We start from the raw sequence: 21260 nt of genomic DNA on the forward strand, positions 1-21260 counted from the left end.
GCCTTCATTCGCTTTTCCGAATTTTCCGGCAAGCCGCTCAATGGCCCCAAAAGGGGCGGACAGCTCGGCCCGGCCGCCCCTCAGCCCCTGTCCGGCAAGGGATCGCGCCCTCATCGCCCCCCGATCGTGATGTGGCCCACATCACGATCGGGCGGCCCGGCGGCGCGCGTCCCGGTCCCGCTCTCGAACTCCCTGGTCATCACCATCGGGCTAGATATTTCCGCCGGTTCGAGCGGTCTCCTGTAGCACCCGCTTGACAAGGTCGGGCGTGTTAAGAATCTTCTGAGCGCCGCGGTGCGGACGGCGTCCGGACCGTCCCCGGCGGCCGGATCGCGTGGAGAGGACCTCCCATGAGCACGTCGGAGAGCAGGACGGTCGAGCAGGTGGTCGACACCGCCCGCCACCCCCTTTCCGAGCCCGGCGGCCCTGCCTGGAACGACCTGGTCGCGCGGGTCCGCGGCGAGCTGGACGCGAGCGGCTGCTCGGTGCTCGCCGACTTCGTCCGGCCGGAGCTGCGCGAGGTGCTGCGCCGCGAGGGCGCGTCCGTCGAGCCGTCGGCGCACTTCGACGTGGAGACGGTGAACGCCTACAACACCGACGTGACGGCGCCGCTGCCCGCCGGGCACCCCGGCCGCATCACCTACGAGCGCGGCAACGCGTTCGTGCCCCGCGACCGGCTGCCCGCCGGCCTGATCGTCCAGCGGCTCTACGCCGACCCGCTGTTCCAGCGGTTCGTCGCCGCCTGCTTCGGGCTGCCGCGCGTGCACGAGCTCGCCGACCCGCTGGCCGGGCTCTGCCTGAACGTCGTCGCGCCCGGCATGGAGCACCCCTGGCACTTCGACACCAACGAGTTCACGGTGAGCATGCTGACGCAGCTCCCCGACGACGGCGGCGTCTTCGAGTACTGCCCGCAGATCCGCTCGGCGGAGTCGGAGAACTTCGACGACGTGCGCGCCGTCCTGGAGGGCCGCGGCGAGCACCTCGTCCGGCGGCTCACCCTGCGCCCCGGCGACCTCCAGCTGTTCAAGGGCCGCTACGCGCTGCACCGCGTCAGCGCCGTGCGCGGCGCGACCGCCCGGCACACCGCGATCTTCGCCTACAGCGAGCGGCCCGGCGTGGTCGGCAGCGTGCCGCGCACCCGCCAGCTGTTCGGCCGGGTGCTGCCCGAGCACCTGGCCGCCGCGGGCAACGCCGTGCGCGGCGACCTGCTCCTCGACTGACCGCCCGGCCCGCCCGGCCCGACCGAACGCCCACCCCCATGGTTCCCGGACCGCCGACGTTCCTGGACCGGCTCCCCCGCCCGGACGCCCGCGAGAGGAACCCGCCCGTGCCCTCGAAGACCCCCGGAAAGATCAGCCTCGACCACATCTACACGCAGCCCGACCCGCGCCCCTACTTCAGCACCCTGCGCGAGCTGGACTACCGCATCCCCCAGCTCGCCAAGCCGTACTTCACCCGGCTGATCCAGGAGCACCGCGACGCGACCCGCTCCGCCACCACCACCGTCCTGGACGTCGGCTGCTCCTACGGCATCAACGCGGCGCTGCTGAAATGCGACGCCACCATGGACGACCTGTACGAGCGCTACAGCGGGCCGGTCGCCGACGCGCAGAGCCGCGCCGAACTGCTCGCGGGCGACCGCGAACGCGTCCGCGCGGACGGGCGGCTGCGCGGTGTCCGCTTCATCGGGCTGGACAGCTCCTTCCAGGCGCTCTCCTATGGGCTCATGGCCGGTTACCTGGACGCGGGCGTGCACGCCGACCTGGAGCGCCGCGACCCGACCGAGCGCGAGCGCGCGCTGCTCGCCGAGGCCGACCTCGTCGTGTCCACCGGCTGCCTCGGCTACGTGACCGAGCGGACGGTGCAGCGCGTCGTGGACGCCCACGGCGGCGGCGCGGACCGGCCCTGGATGGCGCACTTCGTGCTGCGCATGTTCCCCTTCGACCCCGTCGCGGACGTCCTCGCCGCCGCCGGCTACGAGACCGTCCTGCTGGAGCGGGTCTTCCGGCAGCGGATGTTCGCCGGCGCCGAGGAGCAGGCGCAGGTGATCGAGACGCTGTCGGGCCTCGGCGTCGACCCGCGCGGCCTGGAGACCGACGGGTGGCTCTATGCCCGCCTCTACGTCTCGCGGCCGGGCGGCGCCGGGAAGCGTACGATCCTGGACCTCGCGGCGAACGCCCTCTCCCCCTCACCTTCACCCATCCGGAACGAGGACCGACCATGACCGACCCCGACGCGCCCGCCCCGACCTTCGGGAACGAGGGGCTGCTGCCCCGCGTGCCGCTGCCGGCGCTGGAGGACACCTGCGACCGGTTCCTCGCCTGGTGCGCGCCGCTGCTGACTCCCGAGGAGCTCGCCGCGACCGAGGCGGAGGTGAGCGCGTTCCGCGCGCCCGGCGGCCCCGGCCCGAAGCTGCACGCCGAGCTCGCCGCCTACGACGCCGCCGAGGGCGTGCACAGCTGGCTGGACACCTTCTGGCCCTACCGCTACCTCGGCCGCCGCGACCGCATCGCGCTGAACGCCAACTTCTTCTTCCTGTTCCAGGACGAGGGCCTCGGCCAGATCGAGCGGGCCGCGTCGCTCGTCGTGCGCGCCGTCGACTACAAGCTGCGCCTGGACGGCGAGCGGATCCCGCCGGTGGTGCTGCGCGGGCAGCCGCTCACGATGGAGCAGAACAAGTACCTGTTCTCGGCGACGCGCATTCCCGGCGCCGTCCAGGACACCGTCCGCGTCCCCTACACCGACGCCTGGCCGGGCCCGTCCACCGCGCGCCACATCATCGTGTTCTGGAAGGGCGCGCCCTACCGCGTCGAGGTGCTGGACGAGGCGCAGCGCCCTTACGGCGCGCGCGCGATCGCGACCGCGCTGGACGCCGTCGTCAAGAACGGGCCCGCCGAGCCCGACACCTCCGTCGGGCACCTGACGACCAAGGCCCGCGCCGAGTGGGCGGCGTCCCGCGCGACGCTGCGCGCCCTCGATCCGGCCAACGCCGCGGCGCTGGAGGAGATCGAGACGGCGCTGTTCTGCGTCTGCCTGGAGGACGCGGCGCCCGCCGGCGACCTGGACGCCGCCGACCGGCTGCTGCACGGCGACAGCGCGAACCGCTGGTTCGACAAGGCCGTCTCGCTGATCGTGTTCGCCGACGGGCAGGCCGGCATCAACGTCGAGCACTGCGGCCTGGACGGCACCACCATCCTCGCCTTCGTCGACGACCTGTTCGCGCAGGGCCCCCAGGGGGCCGCGGCGGGCGGCGCGGACGGGACGCCCGCCGTCGCGCCCGTGGCGTTCGTCCTGGACGGCGCGCTGCGCGTCGACGTCCGCGACGCCGGGCGCGCGTTCGCCGGCTACGCGGCGGCGACCGCGACGCGGACGGTGTCGTTCGAGGACTTCGGGACGGCCCGCGCCAAGGCCCTGAAGATCTCCCCGGACGCGTTCGTGCAGATGGCGTACCAGCTCGCGCACCAGCGGTCCAAGGGCCTGATCGGCGCCACCTACGAGTCGATCGCGACGCGCCAGTACCGGCACGGCCGCACCGAGGCGATGCGGGTCGTGACGCCCGAGGTGCTCGACTTCGTCACGGCGATGGAGTCGCCGTCGGCGGGCACGGCGGGCCGCCGCGCGGCGTTCCGCGCGGCCGCCGCCGCGCACGTCGCGCGCGCCAAGGACTGCCAGTCGGGGCGGGCGCCCGAGCAGCACCTCTGGGAGCTCCAGCTCATTGCCAGGCGGCGCGGCGACGACGACCCGGCGCTGTTCTCCTCCCCCGGCTGGCGGGTCATGCGCGACGACTACCTGAGCACCAGCTCGGCGCCGTCGGTCAACATCCGCTACTTCGGGTTCGGGTCGACGAGCGAGCAGTGCATCGGCGTCGCCTACGTGCTGCTGCCCGACCGCTTCAACCTCTACCTCAGCACGCCGCGCCCGGTCGCGGCCGCGATGGAGGACTTCGCGGCGCGGCTGCGGGAGGCGGTGACCGAGCTGCAGGACCTCCTCGCCTCCGAGTAGGCCCGAGGGGCCGCGGGCGCCGCCCGGCCCGTCAGCGCGTGTCGTTGCGCAGGTCCAGCCTGCGCATGACGCGGTCGACGAGGTCGGGCGGCATGCCCGGCTCCAGGCGGGCGTCCAGGGCCTCGCGGCGGCCGGCCGCGAGCACGTCCTGCTGGATCTCGCGGACCTGCTTCACCCGCTTCAGGGCGAGCCTGGCGTTGGCGACGGCGTCCTCGTCGGCGGCCTCGGGGTCGGCGGTGGCGAGCCGGTGCAGGAACCCGGCGCGGAGCCGCTCGTACAGGTCGTCGGGCAGGTCCCGCTCGCGCGCGATCTCCTTCAGGCGGGCGAGCTCGGCGCCCAGCACCCGCGCCCAGAGGCGCCGCTCCATCGCGCGCTCCTCGGCGGTGTCGGCGCTCACGCCCGTCCACCGGACGACGAGCGGCAGCGTCGGCCCCTGCACGAGCAGGGTGAACAGCACGACGCCGAACGCGGAGAACAGGATCTCCCCCCGGTAGGGGAACGCCTCCCCGGCGTCGGTGGTGAGCGGGATGGCGAGCGCCAGCGCGACCGTCGCGACCCCGCGCATCCCCGCCCACCAGGTGACCAGGGCCTCCCGCCAGTTGCGGGGCTCGTCGAGCGCGCCGCCCCGGTGCAGGACGTTGACGACCGCGCCGACGCCGAGCAGCCAGACCAGCCGGAGCAGCACCACCACCGCGATGATGACCGCCGCGTGCGGCACCAGGTGCGTCCAGCCCTGCCCGCTGGCGGCCGGGTCGGTGGTGCGCAGGACGGTGGCGAGCTCCAGCCCGATCAGCCCGAACGCGAAGCCGCCCACGAGCAGCTCGGTGATCTCCCAGAAGGACTCGCCGACCAGCCGGTAGGAGCTGTCGTCGGTCTTCGCCGCCGCGTCGGTCAGGTAGAGGGCGCAGACGAGGACGGCGAGGACGGCCGAGCCGCTCCACTCCTCGGCGACGCCGTAGGCGGCGAACGGCACGAGCAGGCTGAGCGCGACCTTCCAGACCGCCTCCTCCAGCCGCTCCATGATGCGGCTGGTCACCCAGCCGAGGACGGCGCCGACGGCGACCGCGACGACCGCCGACAGCACGAACTCCCCGAGCGCCTCCCACGCCGAGAAAGCGCCGGTCAGCACCGCGTGCGCGCCGACGCCGTACACCACGATCGCGGTGACGTCGTTGAACAGGCCCTCGCCCTCCAGCAGCGACACGAGGCGCCGCGGCAGGCCGAGCCTGCTCGCGATCGCCGTCGCCGCGATCGGGTCGGGCGGCGCGACCATCGCGCCGAGCACGACGGCGGCGCCGATCGGCGCGGCCGGGTGCTGCCAGTGGAACACCGCGGCGACGGCGGCGATGGTGAGCAGCACGAGCACGACGGCGCGCGCCGTGATCGCGACCCAGTCCGCGCGGAACGCCCGCCAGGACGTGCGCCGCGCCGCCGCGTACAGCAGCGGCGGCAGCACCAGCGGCAGGATCAGGTGCGGCTCGATCCGCACGTCCGGGATCGCCGGGATCAGCGCCAGCACGCACCCGAACACCGTCATCAGGACCGGCGACGACACCCCGATCCGGCGGCCGGCCGGCTCGGCGAGGACGGCGGCGAGCAGGACGACGAACACCAGCCCCAACTGATCCACGATGACCATGCTAGGTGCCGCCGATCAGCCTCTCACCTGCGGGTTCACCCTGCGGCGGCCGCCAGCGCGGCCGCGCGGCCCTCGAGGTGGCGGCGCTCGGGCAGGCTCGTGGTGAGGCGCGCGGCCGTCCGGTAGTCCGCCAGGGCGGCGGCGGTGTCGCCCGCCCGCTCGTGCAGGTGGGCGCGGACGGCGGCGAGCCGGTGGTGGCCGGCCGTCCGGTCGTCGGCGGCCAGCGGCTCCAGGTGGGCGAGGCCGGCGCGCGGGCCGTGCACCATCGCGACGGCGACGGCCTCGTTGAGCGTCACCATCGGGTTCGGCGCGAGCCGCGACAGCAGCCGGTAGAGGGCGAGGATCTGCGGCCAGTCGGTGCCGGCGGCGCTCGGCGCCTCGGCGTGCACGGCGGCGATCGCGGCCTGGAGCTGGTACGGGCCGGGCGGCGACCAGGTGAGGGCGTCGCTGATGAGCGCGGCGCCCTCGGCGATCGCGGCGGCGTCCCAGCGGGACCGGTCCTGGTCCTCCAGCGGGACGAGCGCCCCGCCGGGCCCGGTGCGGGCGGCGCGGCGGGCGTCGGTCAGCAGCATCAGCGCGAGCAGCCCGGCGGCCTCGCCGTCGCCGGGCAGCAGCGCATGCAGGGCGCGGGCCAGGCGGATCGCCTCGGCGGCGAGGTCGGCGCGCTGCAGGTCGGCGCCGCCGGACGCGGTGTAGCCCTCGTTGAAGACCAGGTAGAGGGCGTGCAGGACGGCGCCGAGGCGGCCGGCGCGCTCGCCGGGCGGCGGCAGCTCGAACCGCGCCCCCGCCGCCTTGATCTTGGCTTTGGCGCGGCTGATGCGCTGGCCCATCGTCGTCTCGGGCACCAGGAACGCCCGCGCGATCTCGCCGGTGGTGAGGCCGCCGACCGCCCGCAGCGTCAGCGCGACCTGCGAGGACGGCGTCAGCGCCGGATGGCAGCAGAGGAACAGCAGCGCCAGCGTGTCGTCCCGGCCCGCGACCTCGCCCGGCTCCACCCGTTCCTTGAGCGCCACGGCGGCCTCCCGGCCGCGGCGGGCGCTCTCGCTGCGCCACAGGTCGGTGAGGCGGCGTGCCGCGACGGTGGTGAGCCACGCCTGCGGGTCGTCCGGGACGCCCTCGTGCGGCCACTGCACGGCGGCGGCGAGCAGCGCCTCCTGGACGGCGTCCTCGCAGGCGTCGAACTGCCCGTGCCGCCGCACCAGGGTGCCGAGCACCCGCGGCGCGAGGTCGCGCAGCAGGTGCTCGGCGGGCCCGGCGGTGCTCACATGTCCGCCGCGGCGTCGTGCATGACGGCGCGCACCTCCATGGCGCCGCCGTACTTCACGTCCGGCCAGCGCGAGGCGATCTCCACGGCGCGCTCCTCGGTCTCGCAGTCGACCATGACGGTGCCGGCGAACACCTCGCGCGACTCCAGGAACGGCCCGTCGGTGACGGCCGGGACGCCGTCGCGCGCCCGGATCGTCCGGGTGGCGTCCGGCCCGGCGAGCGCCTGGCCGCCGACGAGCTCGCCGCGCTCGGTGAGCTCCTTCATGATGGCGTCGACCTCGCCGAACAGGCCGGTGCGCTCGTCCTCGGTCAGCTCCTCCAGGAAACCGGGCCGGTTGTAGATCAGCAGCATGTACTTCATCGTCGGTGCTCCTTCGTCGGCGGGCGTCCGGTGACGCTCTCACACGTTGGTCGGAGCCCTCGACGCCGCCTCGACATCCGGCACCGGATTTCTTTCGCCTAGAACGGCCGCGGGCCGTCCTCGCAGGTCGTGCCCTTCGGCAGGTGCCCGGTGAGCAGGTAGTGGTCGACCTTGCCGCGGCCGCACGGCGTCTGGATGCCGTGCCCGAAGCCCTCGATGGTGATCAGGCGGGTCTCGCCGAGGCGGCGCGCCATGGTCCGCGCCCACGCCAGCGGCGTCGCGTGGTCCCAGCGCTCGTTCAGCAGCAGGATCGGGCGGCGGCCGGCGCCCCAGCCGCCGGCGTGGCGGGCGCCGTAGGCGGTCCAGGACGCGCACATCGACCGGTCCAGCACCGAGCCCGTCCCGAACGTCGTCGCCTGCCGGTCGGCGGCGCGGGCGGCGCGCACCCAGGCGGACCGGTCGTGCGTCATGCGCCCGGCGTCCGAGCAGAGCGTGGCGTCGCGGACGTTGCCGGAGTTGGTCTCCTCGCCCGTCCCCCGGACGATCGGCCGCTGGGGCTTGGCGGCCTGCTCCAGCAGCGTCGGCGACTCGGCCGAACGGCGCCGGAGCAGCTCGTTGTAGGCGGCCTGGAGCTGCTCGGCGGCCGGCCGGGACGCCTGCGGCACCCCCACCGCCATCTGGTGGGCGAGGCGGTTCAGGCCGGTGAACATCCGCGAGTCGTGCGCGGCGAGGCTGCGCTTCCGCACCACCGCCAGCAGCTCGGCGTACTTGGCGGTCGCGCGCGGTGCGAACGCGCAGTTCTTCGGCGCGGCGTCGCAGGCGCGCAGCGTCGCGGCGAACGTCCGTTCCAGCTCGCGGGCGTCGTCCTTGGTGAACACGAAGGTCGGCTTGGACCACGTCACCGAGTCCACGACGCCGTGCAGCACGAGCGCCCGGTAGCGGCCGGGGTACAGGTTGGCGTAGACGGCGCCGATCACCGTCCCGTAGGAGATCCCCACGTAGCCGAGCCGCTTGTCGCGGACCGCCTGCCGCAGCCGGTCGAGGTCGCGCACGTTGTCGACGGTCGTCACATACGGCGTGAGCGGCCGCTTCGCGCAGCGCCGGGCGATGTCGGCGGAGGCGTTCAGCCGGTGCCGCATCTCGCGCTCGGTGAGGACGGCGTCGGGCGGCGACGCCTTCTCGTACTGCGCGTCCGTCGTGCAGCGCAGCGCCTTCCGGCTCGGGATCACCCCGCGCGGCGCCCAGGTGACGAGGTCGTAGGAGCGGCGGACGGACGCCCCGACGTACTCCTTCCAGAGCGACGCGGCGTCCAGCCCGCTGCCGCCCGGTCCGCCGGGGTTGAAGAACACCGACCCCTTGGACCTCCCCTTGGCGGGCAGCCGCGCCAGCGCCAGGCTGAGCGTCCCACCGCCCGGCCGCGCGTAGTCGCGCGGCACCGGGTACATCGCGCACTGCCACCCGGCCGGCATGCCCCACGTCGCCGGGCAGTCGTGCCACGCGGGCCGCGGCACCTCCCCGTCCCCGCCGGCGGGCGCCCGCACGGGCGACGCGGCGGCTGGCACGGCCGCGAGCGGCACGGCGGCCGCCACCAGGACCGCGAGCACCCGCGGCCGACTCTTGATCATCACCCTCGGTGTATGGCCCTCCGGCGCCCCTCCCCAACGACCCTTTCCGGACCTTTACCACCCTCTGCCCACTTCCAGGACGAAAGCCCGGACGGGGGGTCAGGGGACCGTCCAGGACAGGGCGGGCGTGGACTGGAGCCAGGAGAGGAGGCACATGCCGGCCAGGAAGAGCAGGCTCCAGGCGATGACGCGTCTGCAGGGCGCCGAACAGCGAGTTCGACGAGGTGTCCGAGCCGGTGACGGCGGTGCCGAGCCAGCCGAGGACCGGCGAGAGCAGCGCGAACGCGGCGCCCGCGCCGGCCGTCCAGGTGCCGAGAGTGATCGTCTGCCCGGAGGCGTTCATCACGAAGGCCAGGGCGAGGACGGCCATGACGGTGAGGATCGCCCACTTGAGCTGGGCGAGGGTGGTGCCGTAGGCGCGCAGCGCGCGGCCCGCGCCGATGCGGAGGGCGAGCAGGGTGAGCAGGCCCGCGACGAGCATCTGCGTGCCGGGGGTGGTCAGGTAGTTGAAGGTGAAGGTGACGAGGCCGAGCTTCTTGCCCGACGGCCCCTCCAGGTGCAGGCCGGGCCAGTCGAAGGTGCGGATGGCCTCGTTCAGCCACGCCTTGACGCGGTCGATCTGGCAGACCACGAACACCGCGATGATGATCGCGTAGGGGGTGTAGGCGCGGGCGGTCTCACCGCGGGAGTCGGGCCGGCGGACGCGCTCGGCGAAGCCGGGGCCGGCTCGCCGGCGGCGCCGCCCGCGACGGGGCCCGCCCCTACGGCCGCCGCCCCCCGTTCTGGCGCCACCTGCCCGCCCCCGGCGGCGGTCAGAGGTTGGTGAGGACGGCGGCCGGGGTGAGGGGGAGGTCCCTCAGGCGGAGGCCGGTGGCGTGGTGCAGGGCGTTGGCGACGGCGGCCGCCGCGCCGACGATGCCGATCTCGCCGATGCCCTTGGTGCCCATGGGGTTCAGGTGCGGGTCGCTCTCCTCGATCCAGACGGCGTCGATGTCGCGGACGTCGGCGCAGGCCGGCACGTGGTACTGGGCGAGGTCGTGGTTGACGTAGTCGCCGAACCGCTCGTCCATCGTGCTCTCCTCCATGAGCGCCATGCCGAGCCCCATCGTCATGCCTCCGATGAACTGCGAGCGGGCCCGCTGCGGGTCGACGATGCGGCCGGCGGCGAACACCCCGAGCATGCGCGGGACGCGGATCTCGCCGGTGTCCACGTCGACCTCGACCTCGGCGAACTGGGCGCCGAAGGCGTGCCGGGCGTAGTCGCCGCGCGCCTTCACCTCCTCGGTGGTGTCGGCGGACGCCTCGACGGGCGGGGACGCGCCGCCGTCCAGGTCCGCGCGCAGCGCCTCGCAGGCCCGCGTCACCGCGAAGCCCCAGCTCGCGGTGCCCATCGAGCCGCCCGCCAGGGGCGCCTTCGGCAGCGCGCTGTCGCCGATTTCGACGGTGACGCGCGACGCGTCGGTCTTGAGCGCTTCCGCGGCGATGGCGGTGAGCGCGGTGCGGGCGCCGGTGCCGATATCGGCGGCGGCGATCCGCACGGTGAAAGTGCCGTCGGGTGCGGCGGCGGCGGTCGCCTTGCTCGGCGACAGGTTGGCGGGGTAGGTCGCGGACGCGACGCCCGTCCCGTACATCTTGCGGCCGCGGCGGCGCACGGACGGCGCGGGGTCGCGGTCGTCCCAGCCGAACAGTTCGGCGCCGCGCCGCAGGCACGCCACCAGGTTGCGGGAGCTGAACGGCAGGCCGCTCTCGGGCTCGGTGTCGGGCTCGTTGCGGACGCGCAGCTCGATCGGGTCGACGCCGGCGGCGAAGGCCAGCTCGTCCATCGCGCACTCCAGCGCGAACATGCCGGGCGTCTCGCCGGGCGCCCGCATCCACGACGGCGTCGGCACGTCCAGGCGGGCCAGCCGGTGCGCGGTGCGGCGGTGCGGCGCCCGGTACATCATCCGGGTCGGGGTGGCGGCCTGCTCGGCGAACTCGCGGACGGTCGAGGTCTGCTCCACGACCTCGTGGACGATCGTGGTGAGCGTCCCGTCGGCGTCGGCGCCGAGCCGGACGCGCTGGATCGTGGGCGTCCGGTAGCCGGTGGTGGCGAACATCTGCTGGCGGGTGAAGGCGAACTTCACCGGCCGCCCGGTGACGCGCGCCGCCATCGCCGCGAGCACCACGTTCGGGCGCGGCGTGCCCTTGGACCCGAAGCCGCCGCCGACGTGCGGCGCCACCACGCGCACCTGCGCGGGCTCCAGGTCGAACAGCTCGGCGAGCGTGGCGGCGACGGTGGACGCGCCCTGGTTGGAGTCGTGGAGGGTGAGGCCGCCGTCGCGCCACTCGGCGATCGTCGCGTGCGGCTCCATCGGGTTGTTGTGCTCGGCGGGCGTCGTGTAGGTGGCGTCGATCCGCACGGCGGACGCGCCGAACGCCTCGTCCGGGTCCCCCTGCCCGGTGTCGGCGGGGAAGGACGGGTTGACCTCCTCGGGCTTGTAGAGCCCGGGGTCGCCGGGGCTGAGGCGGACCTTCGGCGGCCGGTCGTCGTAGTCGACGCGCAGCAGCCGGGCGGCCTCGCGGGCGGTGTCGAGGGTCTCGGCGACGACGGCCGCGACGACCTGCCCCCGGTAGGCGACCTCGTCGGACTGGAACAGCGCCAGCTCGCCGTCCTCGACGGGCTTGAGCGCGGGCGCGTTGCGGTGCGACAGCACCGCGATCACGCCGGGCAGCGCGAGGACCTCCTCGTCGTGCACGGCGGTGACGCGGCCCGGCCCGGCCGCGGCCTGCACCGCGAAGGCGTACGCGGCGCCCGCCACGGGGTACTCGTAGGCGTACCGGGCGGTACCGGTGACCTTCTCGCGTCCCTCGACCCTCACGGCCGTCCCCCTTCGCCCGATGCCAGATCCGACAGCGTCCGGCAGACCAGGTTCGCCGTCAGCGGCACCTTGTAGCCGTTGTCGCGGAGCGGTTCGGCGTTCTCCATCTCGGCGAGCGCGGCCCGCCGGAAGCTCTCCTCGGTCGCCGGCATCCCGGTCAGCAGCCGCTCGGCGCGGTAGGCGCGCCACGGGCGGTGCGCGACGCCGCCGAGCGCGATCCGGCAGCCGCGGACGGCGCCGTCCGCGACGTCCAGCGCGACCGCCGCCGACACCAGCGCGAACGCGTACGACGCGCGCTCGCGGACCTTGCGGTAGGCCGACGGCATGCCGGGCGGCGGCACCTCCACGGCGGTGATCAGGTCGCCGGGCGCGAGGGTGGTGTCGCGGGAGGCGTCGTCGTGCGGCAGCCGGTACAGCTCGGCGAGCGGCAGCGGATCCCTGCCGTGCAGGTGCACGCTCGCGTCCAGCGCGGTGAGCGCGACGGCCATGTCGGACGGGTGCGTCGCCACGCAGGTGAGCGTGTGCCCGAGGATCGCGTGGTTGTGGTTCTCGCCGTCGCGGGCCGCGCAGCCGCTGCCCGGCTCGCGCTTGTTGCAGGGCTTGGTGACGTCCTGGAAGTAAGGGCAGCGGGTGCGCTGCAGCAGGTTCCCGCCGGTCGTCGCCTGGTTGCGGATCTGCCCGGACGCCCCGGCGAGCACGGCCTGCGAGAGGACGGGCAGCTCGGCGCGGACGGTCCGGTCGGCGGCCAGGTCGCTGTTGCGGACGCCCGCGCCGATCACGATCGCGCCGTCGTCGCGGCGCTCGATCCGGTCGTGCGCGAGGCCCGACACGTCGATCAGCCGGTCCGGGACGGCGACGCCGAGGCGCATGAGGTCGACGAGGTTGGTGCCGCCGCCGAGGTAGGCGGCGTCACCGGTGTGGGCGGCGCGGGCGGCGCCCGCGGTCGTGGCCCGCTCGTAGGCGAAGGGCCTCACCGGGCCGCCTCCCCCGCCGCGGCCCGCACCGCGGCGACGATGTTGACGTAGGCGCCGCAGCGGCACAGGTTGCCGCTCATCCGCTCGCGGATCTCGGCGTCGTCGAGCTCGGGCGGGCCGTCGCCCGGCGGGGTGACGGCGGACGGCCGGCCGCGGGCGGCCTCGTCGAGCATCCCGGTCGCCGAGCAGAGCTGGCCGGGCGTGCAGTAGCCGCACTGGAAGGCGTCCTCGTCCAGGAACGCCTGCTGGAGGGGGCTCAGCCGGTCGCCGCCCGCGAGGCCCTCGACGGTGACGACCTCGGCGCCGTCCTGCGCGACGGCGAGGGCGAGGCAGGCGTTGGCGCGGCGGCCGTCCAGCAGGACGGTGCAGGCGCCGCACTGCCCGTGGTCGCAGCCCTTCTTCGCGCCGGTGAGGCCGAGTTCCTCGCGGAGCAGGTCGAGCAGGGAGACGCGCGTGTCCACGCGCAGCCGCCGCGCCGCCCCGTTCACCGTCACCGTGATCTCGGCGTGCACCACGCCGTCCCCGCTGTCCATGATCGGGGTACTACCCCGGTTTCGGCGGCTGAGACCGCCGGGTCCGGCCGGGCCGCTATGCGGCCGGACCCGGCGGTCCCTCAAGGGGGCTCCCGGCGCGTCCCCCGCCGGGCGTCCGGGAGCGCCTCCAGGATGCGGCCCGCGCGCCCCGCCCCGGATACCCGAATCCGGGTAATCCGCGGGCGGTTCAGGGCTCCCCGCCCGCGCAGAGCCCGAGCCGCCGCGCCCAGAGGCGCGCCGCCGTCTGCGGCTTCAGCTCCATGCCGTCGAGCGGGTCGCCGGGCAGCCGCAGCAGCCACCGGCCGACGTCGCGGAGCGCGTCGGGCGGATGCTCGCCGACCTTGTCGGCGGGAACGGCGGCGCCGCTCGTCCGGCGGCGGCAGCCGCCGCCCGCGGCGAGCGCCTCCAGCACCTGCCGGTGCGGCGCGGCGTGCGAGAACAGCAGCACCCGCCAGCCGAGGTCGAGCGGGCGGCGGACGGCGGGCGGCCCCATCAGGCCGCCGTGTTCGAGGCGGATGTCGCAGATGGCGACGCAGCCCTCCGCCGGGGCGGCCGGGACGTCCTCCACGGCCCGGCGCGGCGGCAGCACCTCCCAGCCGCGCGGGCCGAGCAGGCCCGCCGGGCGATGCGTCCACCTCGCAGGCGCCCCCGGCCGGGCCGGGCTCAGCGGGGGACGACGATCCGGCCGTCGCGGGCGAGGTCGGCGAGGTCGGCCAGCACCGCGTACAGGCCGCGGCCGAGGGTGAAGGCGATGTCGCGGGCGTTGCGGCGGCCGTCCACCCGGTCGAGGATCTGCCGCCGGACGGGCCCGACCGGCCCCGGCGGCGCGTCGTCGGCGCGGCGCGGCCGGGTGGTGAGGCCGAGCCCCGCGCCCGCCCAGCGCTCGGCCGTGGCCAGCCGCCGCGCGACGTCGCGGAGCAGCGGGCCGGCCTCGACGCCCGGCTCGGCGGGCAGCAGCGGCGGGGTCCGGGCGCCCGCGGGCTCGGCGGCGCACGAGCGCACCCCGCAGAGCGCGATCGCGAAGACCGCGTCGGCGAGGGCGGTGCGGGTCAGCACCTCGACGCCGGTCGCGCCGAGCAGGCCGCGCCGCACGAGCTCGGCGGCGAGCCGCCCGTCCGGGGCGGCCGCGGCGTACGCCTCGCTCCACTCCTGCTCGGGGATGCGGCCCGAGCGCAGGATCAGCGACTCGGGGCCGGGCGCGGCGGGCGAGGACGCGGCGACCACCCGGCCCTCCGCCAGCGTGATCGTCCCGCTCTGCGGACCCTCCAGCACCAGGGTGCCGGTGAAGCCCTCGGCGGCGCGGCGCGCGAGGGCGCGGGTCAGCAGGTCGGGGCGGTCCGGGCCGGCGTCCGGGTCCGGGGCCGGGGGCGCCGGGTCCAGCGGGCCGTCCGGCGCGACCTCGGCGCGGCGCCGGGGCAGCAGGCCGCGGAAGGAGCCGTCCAGGGGGTGCGGTGCGGTCACGTCGTCCACGTCATCGTCCAGCGGGTGCCATCGATCATCGGAGGGAGCGCCATCATGCCAGGTCGTACGGACGTAAAGGGACGTCGCGGGCGGCCGCGGCGCCTTGACCGGCGGCCCGGACACCGGGCGGCATCCGAGTCAGTCGTTAGCGACGTTACACTTTGTGGGAAAAGGATCCATAATGTGCGGTCCGCACACTCGTGTCGGAGGTCACTCCAGGGGCCGGGGCGCCGCGCCGCCCGCCCCCTCCCGCGCCTGCCCGGCCCCTCGCACCCCCTAGGAGCACGCATGGACATCGAGACCGCGCTCAAAGAGGCCATGGCCATCGACGGCGCCGTCGGCGTCGCGCTCGTCGACTACGAGAGCGGCATGTGCCTCGGGACCTCGGGCGGCGGCCACGGTCTCGACCTGGAGGTCGCCGCGGCCGGCAACACCGAGGTCGTGCGGGCCAAGATGCGCACCCTGGAGTCGCTGGCGATCGACGACGAGATCGAGGACATCCTCATCACGCTGAACCGCCAGTACCACATCATCCGGCTGCTCACCCGCGGCGGCAGCCAGCTGTTCCTCTACCTCGCCCTGGACCGGGAGCGCTCGAACCTCGCCCTCGCCCGGCACACGCTGCGGCGCATCGACGGCGAACTCGGCATCTGAACGGCCGGCGCCGCGCCGCGGCGCCGACATCGGGGAGGGGAACGGCAGTGGTGGACGACGGGGTCAAGGGGTCGGTGCTCGGCGAGCTGCACGCCCTGCGCGACCAGGTCACCGGGGTGACCGACTCGGCGGTGGCCTCCGCCGACGGCCTGCTCATCGCGGCCGACACCGGCGACGTCCGGCCGGACGTGCTGGCGGCGATGGCGGCCGCCGCGCTCGGGCTCGGCAAGAGCACCGCCGACGAGGTCGGCATGGGCGAGCTGCGCGAGGTGGTGACCCGCTGCCAGAGCGGCCACATCGCCATCTACGCGATCGACCGCACCTGCCTGCTCGTCGTGCTCGGCGACGAGGGGCTCGACATCGCCCGGCTGCACCTGCAGTCGCGGCCCGCGGTGACGCGGCTCGCCGGCCTGCTGGCGGCCTGACGCCGGGACCGCCGCACGCGAGCGGCGGCCCGGCGGCCCGTCAGCGGCGGCGCGGGCGGAGGCGCTCCAGGCGCCACCAGGTGAGGATCACGAACAGCAGGCCGAGGCCGCACTCGATGCCGATGTTCATCAGCCAGTTGGCCTGGGTGTGCTTCCACAGCGGGTCGGGCGGCCCGGCGCCCTGCTGGATGACGCCGAGGTCGATGGTGGACGCGGCCGCGCCGAGCCCCCACCGCGACGGGGAGATCCAGGCGAGCTGCTCCAGCCCGGCCTTGCCGTTCAGCGCGATCAGCGCGCCGCAGAGCACCAGCTGCCCCATGCTCGACACGATCAGCAGCGGCAGCGTCTTCTCCGAGCTGTTCACCGACGCCGACATGAGCAGGCCGAGCGCCAGCGACACCCAGCCGAGCACCGCCATCGCGATCATGATCTCCGGCAGCACCGGCAGGAACAGCCCGCTGTCGGGGGTCTTGGCGCCGATGAGGCCGATGCCGACCAGCACGACCGCCTGGATGCCGGTGATGACCCCGAGCACGATCAGCTTCGACATCAGGTAGACGGCGGCGGACAGGCCCGCCGCCCGTTCTCGCTGGTAGATCGTGCGTTCCTTGACCAGCTCGCGGATCGCGTTGCCGGCCCCGACGAAACAGGCCGCGAACACCAGCACCATCATCTTGGACGGCGCGTCGACGTTCGTGCCCGGCGGCCCGACCAGCCCCTTGCCCGCCGGGATCGCCAGGATCAGCCCGCCGAGGAGCAGCGGCATGATGCCGATCAGCGCCAGGTAGGAGCGGTCCGAGGCGATGACCGCCAGGTAGCGGCGGCAGAGCGTCGACAGCTGGCCGAACTTGGACTGCTGCGGCGGCGGCGGCGACGGGCGCGCGGCGTCGTTCTGGCCGCCGCCGCCGCCGGTGAGGCCCGACGCGACGTAGCGCTGGTAGCGCGCCGAGGCGCGGAACTCGCCCGACCAGTCGCGGGCGGGCTCGCGCTCGAACGCTTGGAACACCTCGGCCCAGGTGCGCTTGCCGAAGTGCTCCAGCCCCTCGGCGGGCGGGCCGTAGTAGGCCAGCTTGCCGCCCGGGACGAGCACCAGCAGCCGGTCGCAGGTGTCGAGGTTGGCGACGCTGTGAGTCACGACGATGACGGTGCGGCCGTCGTGCGCGAGGCCCGACAGCATCTCCATGACGGTCTTGTCCAGGCCCGGGTCCAGGCCGGACGTCGGCTCGTCCAGGAACAGCAGCGACGGCTTGGTGAGCAGCTCCAGCGCCACGCTGACGCGCTTGCGCTGCCCGCCCGACAGCTTGTCGATGCGGGTCTTGGCGTGCGCGGTGAGGCCGAGCTCGCCGATCACCTCGTCCACCCGCCGCTCGCGCTCCTCGCGCTTGGTGTCGCCGGGGAACCGCAGCTCGGCGGCGAACGCCAGCGCCTGCCGGGTGGCGAGCTGGGTGTGCAGGATGTCGTCCTGCGGGACCAGGCCGATGCGGTGCCGCAGCTCGTCGTAGTCGCGGTACAGGTCGCGGCCGTCGTAGTGGACGCTGCCCTCGGTCGCCGGGCGCATGCCGGTGACCGCGCCGAGCAGCGTGGACTTGCCGGCGCCGGACGGGCCGATCACCGCGACCAGCGACCGCTCGGGGATCGGGAACCCGACCCCGTCCATGATCACCTTGCCGTCGCCGGTGCGCACCACCAGGTCCTGCACCTGCACCGACACGTCGCCGGTGTCGATGAACTCGCGCAGCTCCGAGCCGACGAGCTGGAACGTGGCGTGCCCGACGCCGAGCAGGTCGTTCTCGGTGAACGGCGAGGACTGCACCCGCACGCCGTTGACGTAGGTGCCGTTGTGGCTGCCGAGGTCGCGGATCTCGTGCCGGCCCGGGCCGAGCGTGCGCAGCTCGGCGTGGTGCCGCGACACGACCAGGTCGGCGACCACGACGTCGTTGTCGGCGCCGCGGCCGATGCGCAGGGTGCGCGGCGCGACCCGGATGATCTGGCTCGGCCGCCGGTCCACCCACTGCCGCGGCGGGCCCTGCTGGGGCGGCGGCGGGCCGTAGGACGGCGGCGGCTGCTGTTGCCGGGGCTGCGGACGCTGCGGCTGCTGCTGCGGGCGCGGCGGCTGCCCGACGATGCACCGCAGCTCGGTGCCGTCGGTGGCGTTGCCGAGCCGGAACGTCTGCTCGCCGCTGATGGCGAGCCGGGTGATCCGCCGGCCGTCGAGGAAGGTGCCGTTGCTGCTGGCGTCCTCGATCGTCCAGTGGTCGCGCTCCGCGCGGATGAGGGCGTGCCGCCAGGACACGCGCGCCTCGTTGATCACGATGTCGGAACCGGGATCCCGGCCGACCTGGTAGACGCCGCCCGGCCGCAGGCGGTGCTCGCCCGCCCGCGTGCGGACGACGAGCACCGGAGCGGCGAGGGGTTCGGCGGAAGGACCGGCCGTCATGCCCCGGAGTTTAAGTCTTTCCCGTCCATTCGTGGGAGGTCATTGACATATCGACTTTCACGGATTTGAGTGTTTCCATGCCGACGCGACCGGTCCGGTGACCGCCACGCGCGAGGAGCGGCTGCCCGCCCGCCGGGCGCGCCGGTGGCCGTACATCCTCGTCATCGTCCTCGCCGTCCTGCTCGGCCTCCTCGTGGTGGGCGACCGCGGCGCGAAAGCGTACGCCGAGAGCACCATGGCGGACGAGATCCAGAAGGAGGGATTTCCGGCCAAGCCGGAAGTCCAGATCAAGGGCTTCCCTTTCCTGACGCAGGCGCTCTCCCGGCACTTCGGCGACGTGCGGTTGAAGGCCAAGGACATCAAGACCGGTCCGCTGTCCATCACCAGCCTCGACGTGCGCGCGCGCGACGTGCGGGTGAACTCCGACTTCGCCAGCGGCACCCTCGGCTCGGTGGACGGCACCGCCTTCGTCAGCTTCGGCGCGCTCGCCGGCGCGAGCGACACCCCGGGCCTGCAGCTCACCGCCGACGGCCCGACCAAGGTCCGCGCCAAGATGAACCTCGGCATCACCGACGCCACGGCGGTCGCCTCGGTGACCAAGGAGGGGAACAACATCCACGTCAAGGCCGAGTCGGTGGAGGACCTGCCGCTGGAGGAGCTCGGTGAGCCGCTGGACTTCACCGTCCCGGTCAGCGGGCTGCCGCTGGGGATGCAGTTCCAGAGCCTGAACGTCACCTCCAAAGGCGTGACGCTGCGCATCACCGGTTCCAAGGTGGCCTTCAGCGACCAGTGAGACGGCGCTCAGGCGCGCAGTGCGGCGCGGACGTCCATGAGCGCGAAGCCGAGCAGGTTCAGGCCGCGCCACGTCGCGGCCCGCGCGGCCCGCTCGTCGTCGGCGGCGAGCCCGATGCCCCAGATGCGGTCGACGGGGCTCGCCTCCACCAGCACGCGGCCGGCCGAGCCGAGCAGGAACCCTCCGATGTCGGGGTGCTGCCCGAACTTGGCGAGATTGCCGCGCGCGACGATGGCGCTGCGGTGCTCCCTCCAGGCCGCCTCGTCGAAGCCGCGCACCCGGCCGCCGAGCTCCTTCGCCTCGCGCGGATGGCCCGCCGCCAGGACGCGCTCCTCCATCTCCGCGTCGCCGAACAGGCGGGCCTTGCCGGCCATCATGTAGTGCTCGGCGGTGGCGTAGGCGACGCCGTCCACGGTGAACGGATGCCCCTGCCACCACTGGCTGAGGCAGGACGCGGTCGGCGCGCCGTCGCGAGACGGCCGGTGCCCCCAGAAGAAGAGGAACTCCACGCCCTCCCCGGCCTCCTGGGCCTTCACCACACCGTCGACGTCCCTCGGCTCGCTCATGGGGAGCGATCATGCCAGCGGCGCGGCGTCGCGGACCAGCGCTTATCCGCCGCCTTGACCTGGAGCGCGCTCCAGGAACTTCACTGATCGTCATGGAGTACACGCAGCTCGGACGCACCGGCCTGAAGGTCGGGCGCATCGTCCTCGGCACCATGAACTTCGGCTCGCTGACCGACGAGGCCGGCAGCCACGCCCTGCTGGACGCCGCGCTCGACGCCGGGATCAACCTCGTCGACACCGCGAACATCTACGGCGACGACGGGCGGCGCGGCCTCACCGAGGAGCTCCTCGGGTCCTGGTTCGCGCGCGGCGGCGGCCGCCGCGACCGCACCGTCCTCGCGACCAAGGGCTACCTGCCGATGACCGACGGCGAGCCGTGGCCGAACCACGACCGGCTGTCGGCGGCGGCGATCCGCCGGGCCGTGGACGCCAGCCTGCGGCGGCTGCGCACCGACCGCATCGACCTCTACCAGTTCCACCACATCGACCGGGCGACGCCGGTCGAGGAGATCTGGCAGGCGATGGACGTCCTGATCGCCCAGGGCAAGGTGCTGTACGTCGGCTCGTCCAACTTCCCCGGCTGGGGCATCGCGCGCGCCAACGAGCGGCGCCGCGGGCGCCTCGGCCTGGTCAGCGAGCAGTGCTTCTACAACCTGCTGGAGCGGCGCGCCGAGATGGACGTCATCCCGGCCGCGCGCGAGTACGGCCTCGGCGTCATCCCGTGGTCGCCGCTGAACCAGGGGCTGCTCGGCGGCGCGCTCCGCAAGGAGCGCGAGGGCGCGGGCGAGCGCACGAAGATCGGCCGGTCGGCGCGCGGCCTCGCCGACCCGGCGGTGCGGGCGAAGGTGCAGGCGTACGAGGACGCGGTCGCCGCGCACGGCCTGGAACCGGGCGAGGTCGCCCTCGCCTGGCTGCTCACCCGGCCCGGCGTCACCGGCCCGATCGTCGGCCCGCGCACCCCCGGGCACCTGGAGTCCGCGCTCCGGGCCGTCGACCTGGACCTGCCCGCCGAACTGCTGGCCACCCTGGACGACATCTTCCCCGGCCCCGCCCCCTCCCCCGAGTCCTTCGCCTGGTAGCCGCGCCGGCCGCTCCTATTCCTCGCCGAGGACCATCCACTTTCCCGGGTCGGCGAGCGGTACGAACCCGACCTTGCGGTAGACGTCGTGGGCGTCAGCGGTGGCGAGCAGGATCCGCCGCAGCCCGAACCCCGCGAGATGGTCGCGGACGGCCGCGGCGAACGCCGTCCCGAGCCCCTGGCCGCGCAGCGCCGGATCGATGAACACGTCGCACAGCCACGCGAACGTGACCCCGTCGGTGACGACGCGGGCGTATCCGGCCTGCGCGCCCGAGGCGGTGTCGTAGAGCCCGAAGTTGAGCGACCCCGCGATGGCCCGCTCCTGCTTCTCGCGCGGACGACCCTTCGCCCAGTACGCCCCTTCCGACAACCACCCGTGCACGCGCTCGACGTCCAGCCGTGCCGGGTCGGTATCGACCTCGTATCCCTCGGGCAGCACGCTCGCCCTCCCTCTCTCGGCTCGGACAGCGGCTTTCGATGGGGTCGAGCATGCCGTAGGGGGCGAGGGCGGGCTTCTGGTTTTCGTTCGCGCTGTAATTACCGAGAGTGACTATCGGAAGTGACCGCTGGGTGGAGACAGGTGGCAGA

Annotated in this window: 19 protein-coding genes and 1 pseudogene; 7 read left to right on the forward strand and 13 right to left on the reverse strand. The window is 74.4% G+C overall.

The window, feature by feature from the left end:
• Window positions 1-350: 350 nt before the first annotated feature.
• From K1Y72_RS29825 to K1Y72_RS29835, 3 genes are all read left to right on the forward strand, one after another.
• Complete coding sequence (locus K1Y72_RS29825) at window positions 351-1220, forward strand: HalD/BesD family halogenase (protein ID WP_220169841.1); 870 nt, start codon at window positions 351-353, stop codon at window positions 1218-1220.
• Between the two features lie 107 nt (window positions 1221-1327).
• The gene (locus K1Y72_RS29830; RefSeq protein WP_220169842.1) at window positions 1328-2224 is read left to right on the forward strand and encodes a class I SAM-dependent methyltransferase; all 897 of its coding nucleotides are present in this window, start codon (window positions 1328-1330) and stop codon (window positions 2222-2224) included.
• The gene (locus K1Y72_RS29835) at window positions 2221-4002 is read left to right on the forward strand and encodes a choline/carnitine O-acyltransferase (RefSeq protein ID WP_220169843.1); all 1782 of its coding nucleotides are present in this window, start codon (window positions 2221-2223) and stop codon (window positions 4000-4002) included. The genes K1Y72_RS29830 and K1Y72_RS29835 overlap by 4 nt, the downstream gene beginning before the upstream one ends.
• A gap of 31 nt (window positions 4003-4033) precedes the next feature.
• Here K1Y72_RS29835 and K1Y72_RS29840 read toward each other — a convergent pair whose 3' ends face one another.
• The 10 genes and pseudogenes from K1Y72_RS29840 to K1Y72_RS29885 all read right to left on the reverse strand — a co-directional run bounded on the left by K1Y72_RS29840 (window position 4034) and on the right by K1Y72_RS29885 (window position 14728).
• The gene (locus K1Y72_RS29840; RefSeq protein ID WP_220169844.1) at window positions 4034-5632 is read right to left on the reverse strand and encodes a Na+/H+ antiporter; all 1599 of its coding nucleotides are present in this window, start codon (window positions 5630-5632) and stop codon (window positions 4034-4036) included.
• A gap of 44 nt (window positions 5633-5676) precedes the next feature.
• A complete protein-coding gene (locus K1Y72_RS29845) occupies window positions 5677-6906 on the reverse strand; it encodes an RNA polymerase sigma factor (protein WP_220169845.1) in 1230 nt (409 codons plus the stop codon).
• Window positions 6903-7268 (reverse strand): YciI family protein, encoded by a 366-nt coding sequence (locus K1Y72_RS29850; RefSeq protein ID WP_220169846.1) that lies wholly within the window; start codon window positions 7266-7268, stop codon window positions 6903-6905. The genes K1Y72_RS29845 and K1Y72_RS29850 overlap by 4 nt, the downstream gene beginning before the upstream one ends.
• A 98-nt stretch (window positions 7269-7366) precedes the next feature.
• Window positions 7367-8893: an alpha/beta fold hydrolase gene (locus tag K1Y72_RS29855; protein ID WP_220169847.1), complete on the reverse strand. Its 1527-nt coding sequence runs from the start codon at window positions 8891-8893 to the stop codon at window positions 7367-7369.
• 199 nt (window positions 8894-9092) lie between these two features.
• A pseudogene (locus K1Y72_RS37660) lies at window positions 9093-9569 on the reverse strand (L-lactate permease); the annotation flags it as partial.
• Window positions 9570-9705: 136 nt separating this feature from the next.
• Entirely contained in the window at window positions 9706-11751 is a 2046-nt protein-coding gene (locus K1Y72_RS29865; RefSeq protein WP_220169848.1) for a xanthine dehydrogenase family protein molybdopterin-binding subunit, read from the reverse strand.
• Window positions 11748-12725: an FAD binding domain-containing protein gene (locus K1Y72_RS29870; RefSeq protein WP_220169849.1), complete on the reverse strand. Its 978-nt coding sequence runs from the start codon at window positions 12723-12725 to the stop codon at window positions 11748-11750. The genes K1Y72_RS29865 and K1Y72_RS29870 overlap by 4 nt, the downstream gene beginning before the upstream one ends.
• Entirely contained in the window at window positions 12722-13258 is a 537-nt protein-coding gene (locus K1Y72_RS29875) for a (2Fe-2S)-binding protein (RefSeq protein ID WP_220169850.1), read from the reverse strand. The genes K1Y72_RS29870 and K1Y72_RS29875 overlap by 4 nt, the downstream gene beginning before the upstream one ends.
• A 187-nt stretch (window positions 13259-13445) precedes the next feature.
• Window positions 13446-13847: a hypothetical protein gene (locus tag K1Y72_RS29880; protein ID WP_220169851.1), complete on the reverse strand. Its 402-nt coding sequence runs from the start codon at window positions 13845-13847 to the stop codon at window positions 13446-13448.
• Window positions 13848-13921: 74 nt separating this feature from the next.
• Window positions 13922-14728 (reverse strand): hypothetical protein, encoded by an 807-nt coding sequence (locus tag K1Y72_RS29885; RefSeq protein WP_220169852.1) that lies wholly within the window; start codon window positions 14726-14728, stop codon window positions 13922-13924.
• Window positions 14729-15007: 279 nt separating this feature from the next.
• On the opposite strand from K1Y72_RS29885, the gene K1Y72_RS29890 reads away from it, so the two are divergent.
• Together K1Y72_RS29890 and K1Y72_RS29895 are read left to right on the forward strand one after the other, a co-directional pair.
• Window positions 15008-15373 carry a hypothetical protein gene (locus K1Y72_RS29890; RefSeq protein WP_220169853.1) on the forward strand — a complete coding sequence of 122 codons (366 nt, stop codon included), beginning with the start codon at window positions 15008-15010 and terminating at the stop codon, window positions 15371-15373.
• A gap of 47 nt (window positions 15374-15420) precedes the next feature.
• A complete protein-coding gene (locus tag K1Y72_RS29895) occupies window positions 15421-15798 on the forward strand; it encodes a roadblock/LC7 domain-containing protein (RefSeq protein ID WP_308287282.1) in 378 nt (125 codons plus the stop codon).
• Window positions 15799-15838: 40 nt separating this feature from the next.
• On the opposite strand, the gene K1Y72_RS29900 is transcribed toward K1Y72_RS29895, so the two are convergent.
• On the reverse strand, window positions 15839-18235 hold the full coding sequence (locus tag K1Y72_RS29900; RefSeq protein WP_220169854.1) for an FHA domain-containing protein: 2397 nt from the start codon (window positions 18233-18235) through the stop codon (window positions 15839-15841).
• A 97-nt stretch (window positions 18236-18332) separates the two neighbouring features.
• On the opposite strand from K1Y72_RS29900, the gene K1Y72_RS29905 reads away from it, so the two are divergent.
• Window positions 18333-19028 carry an LmeA family phospholipid-binding protein gene (locus K1Y72_RS29905; RefSeq protein WP_220169855.1) on the forward strand — a complete coding sequence of 232 codons (696 nt, stop codon included), beginning with the start codon at window positions 18333-18335 and terminating at the stop codon, window positions 19026-19028.
• 8 nt (window positions 19029-19036) lie between these two features.
• On the opposite strand, the gene ybiA is transcribed toward K1Y72_RS29905, so the two are convergent.
• On the reverse strand, window positions 19037-19594 hold the full coding sequence (gene ybiA / locus K1Y72_RS29910) for a riboflavin biosynthesis intermediates N-glycosidase (protein ID WP_220169856.1): 558 nt from the start codon (window positions 19592-19594) through the stop codon (window positions 19037-19039).
• A 92-nt stretch (window positions 19595-19686) separates the two neighbouring features.
• Between ybiA and K1Y72_RS29915 the strand changes: the two genes are divergently transcribed.
• Entirely contained in the window at window positions 19687-20673 is a 987-nt protein-coding gene (locus tag K1Y72_RS29915) for an aldo/keto reductase (protein ID WP_220169857.1), read from the forward strand.
• A 15-nt stretch (window positions 20674-20688) separates the two neighbouring features.
• Here the strand turns inward: K1Y72_RS29915 and K1Y72_RS29920 are convergent, their stop codons facing one another.
• Complete coding sequence (locus tag K1Y72_RS29920) at window positions 20689-21111, reverse strand: GNAT family N-acetyltransferase (protein ID WP_220169858.1); 423 nt, start codon at window positions 21109-21111, stop codon at window positions 20689-20691.
• Window positions 21112-21260 lie beyond the last annotated feature (149 nt).

It is taken from the genome of Actinomadura parmotrematis, assembly GCF_019458805.1.
Classification (GTDB): domain Bacteria; phylum Actinomycetota; class Actinomycetes; order Streptosporangiales; family Streptosporangiaceae; genus Spirillospora; species Spirillospora parmotrematis.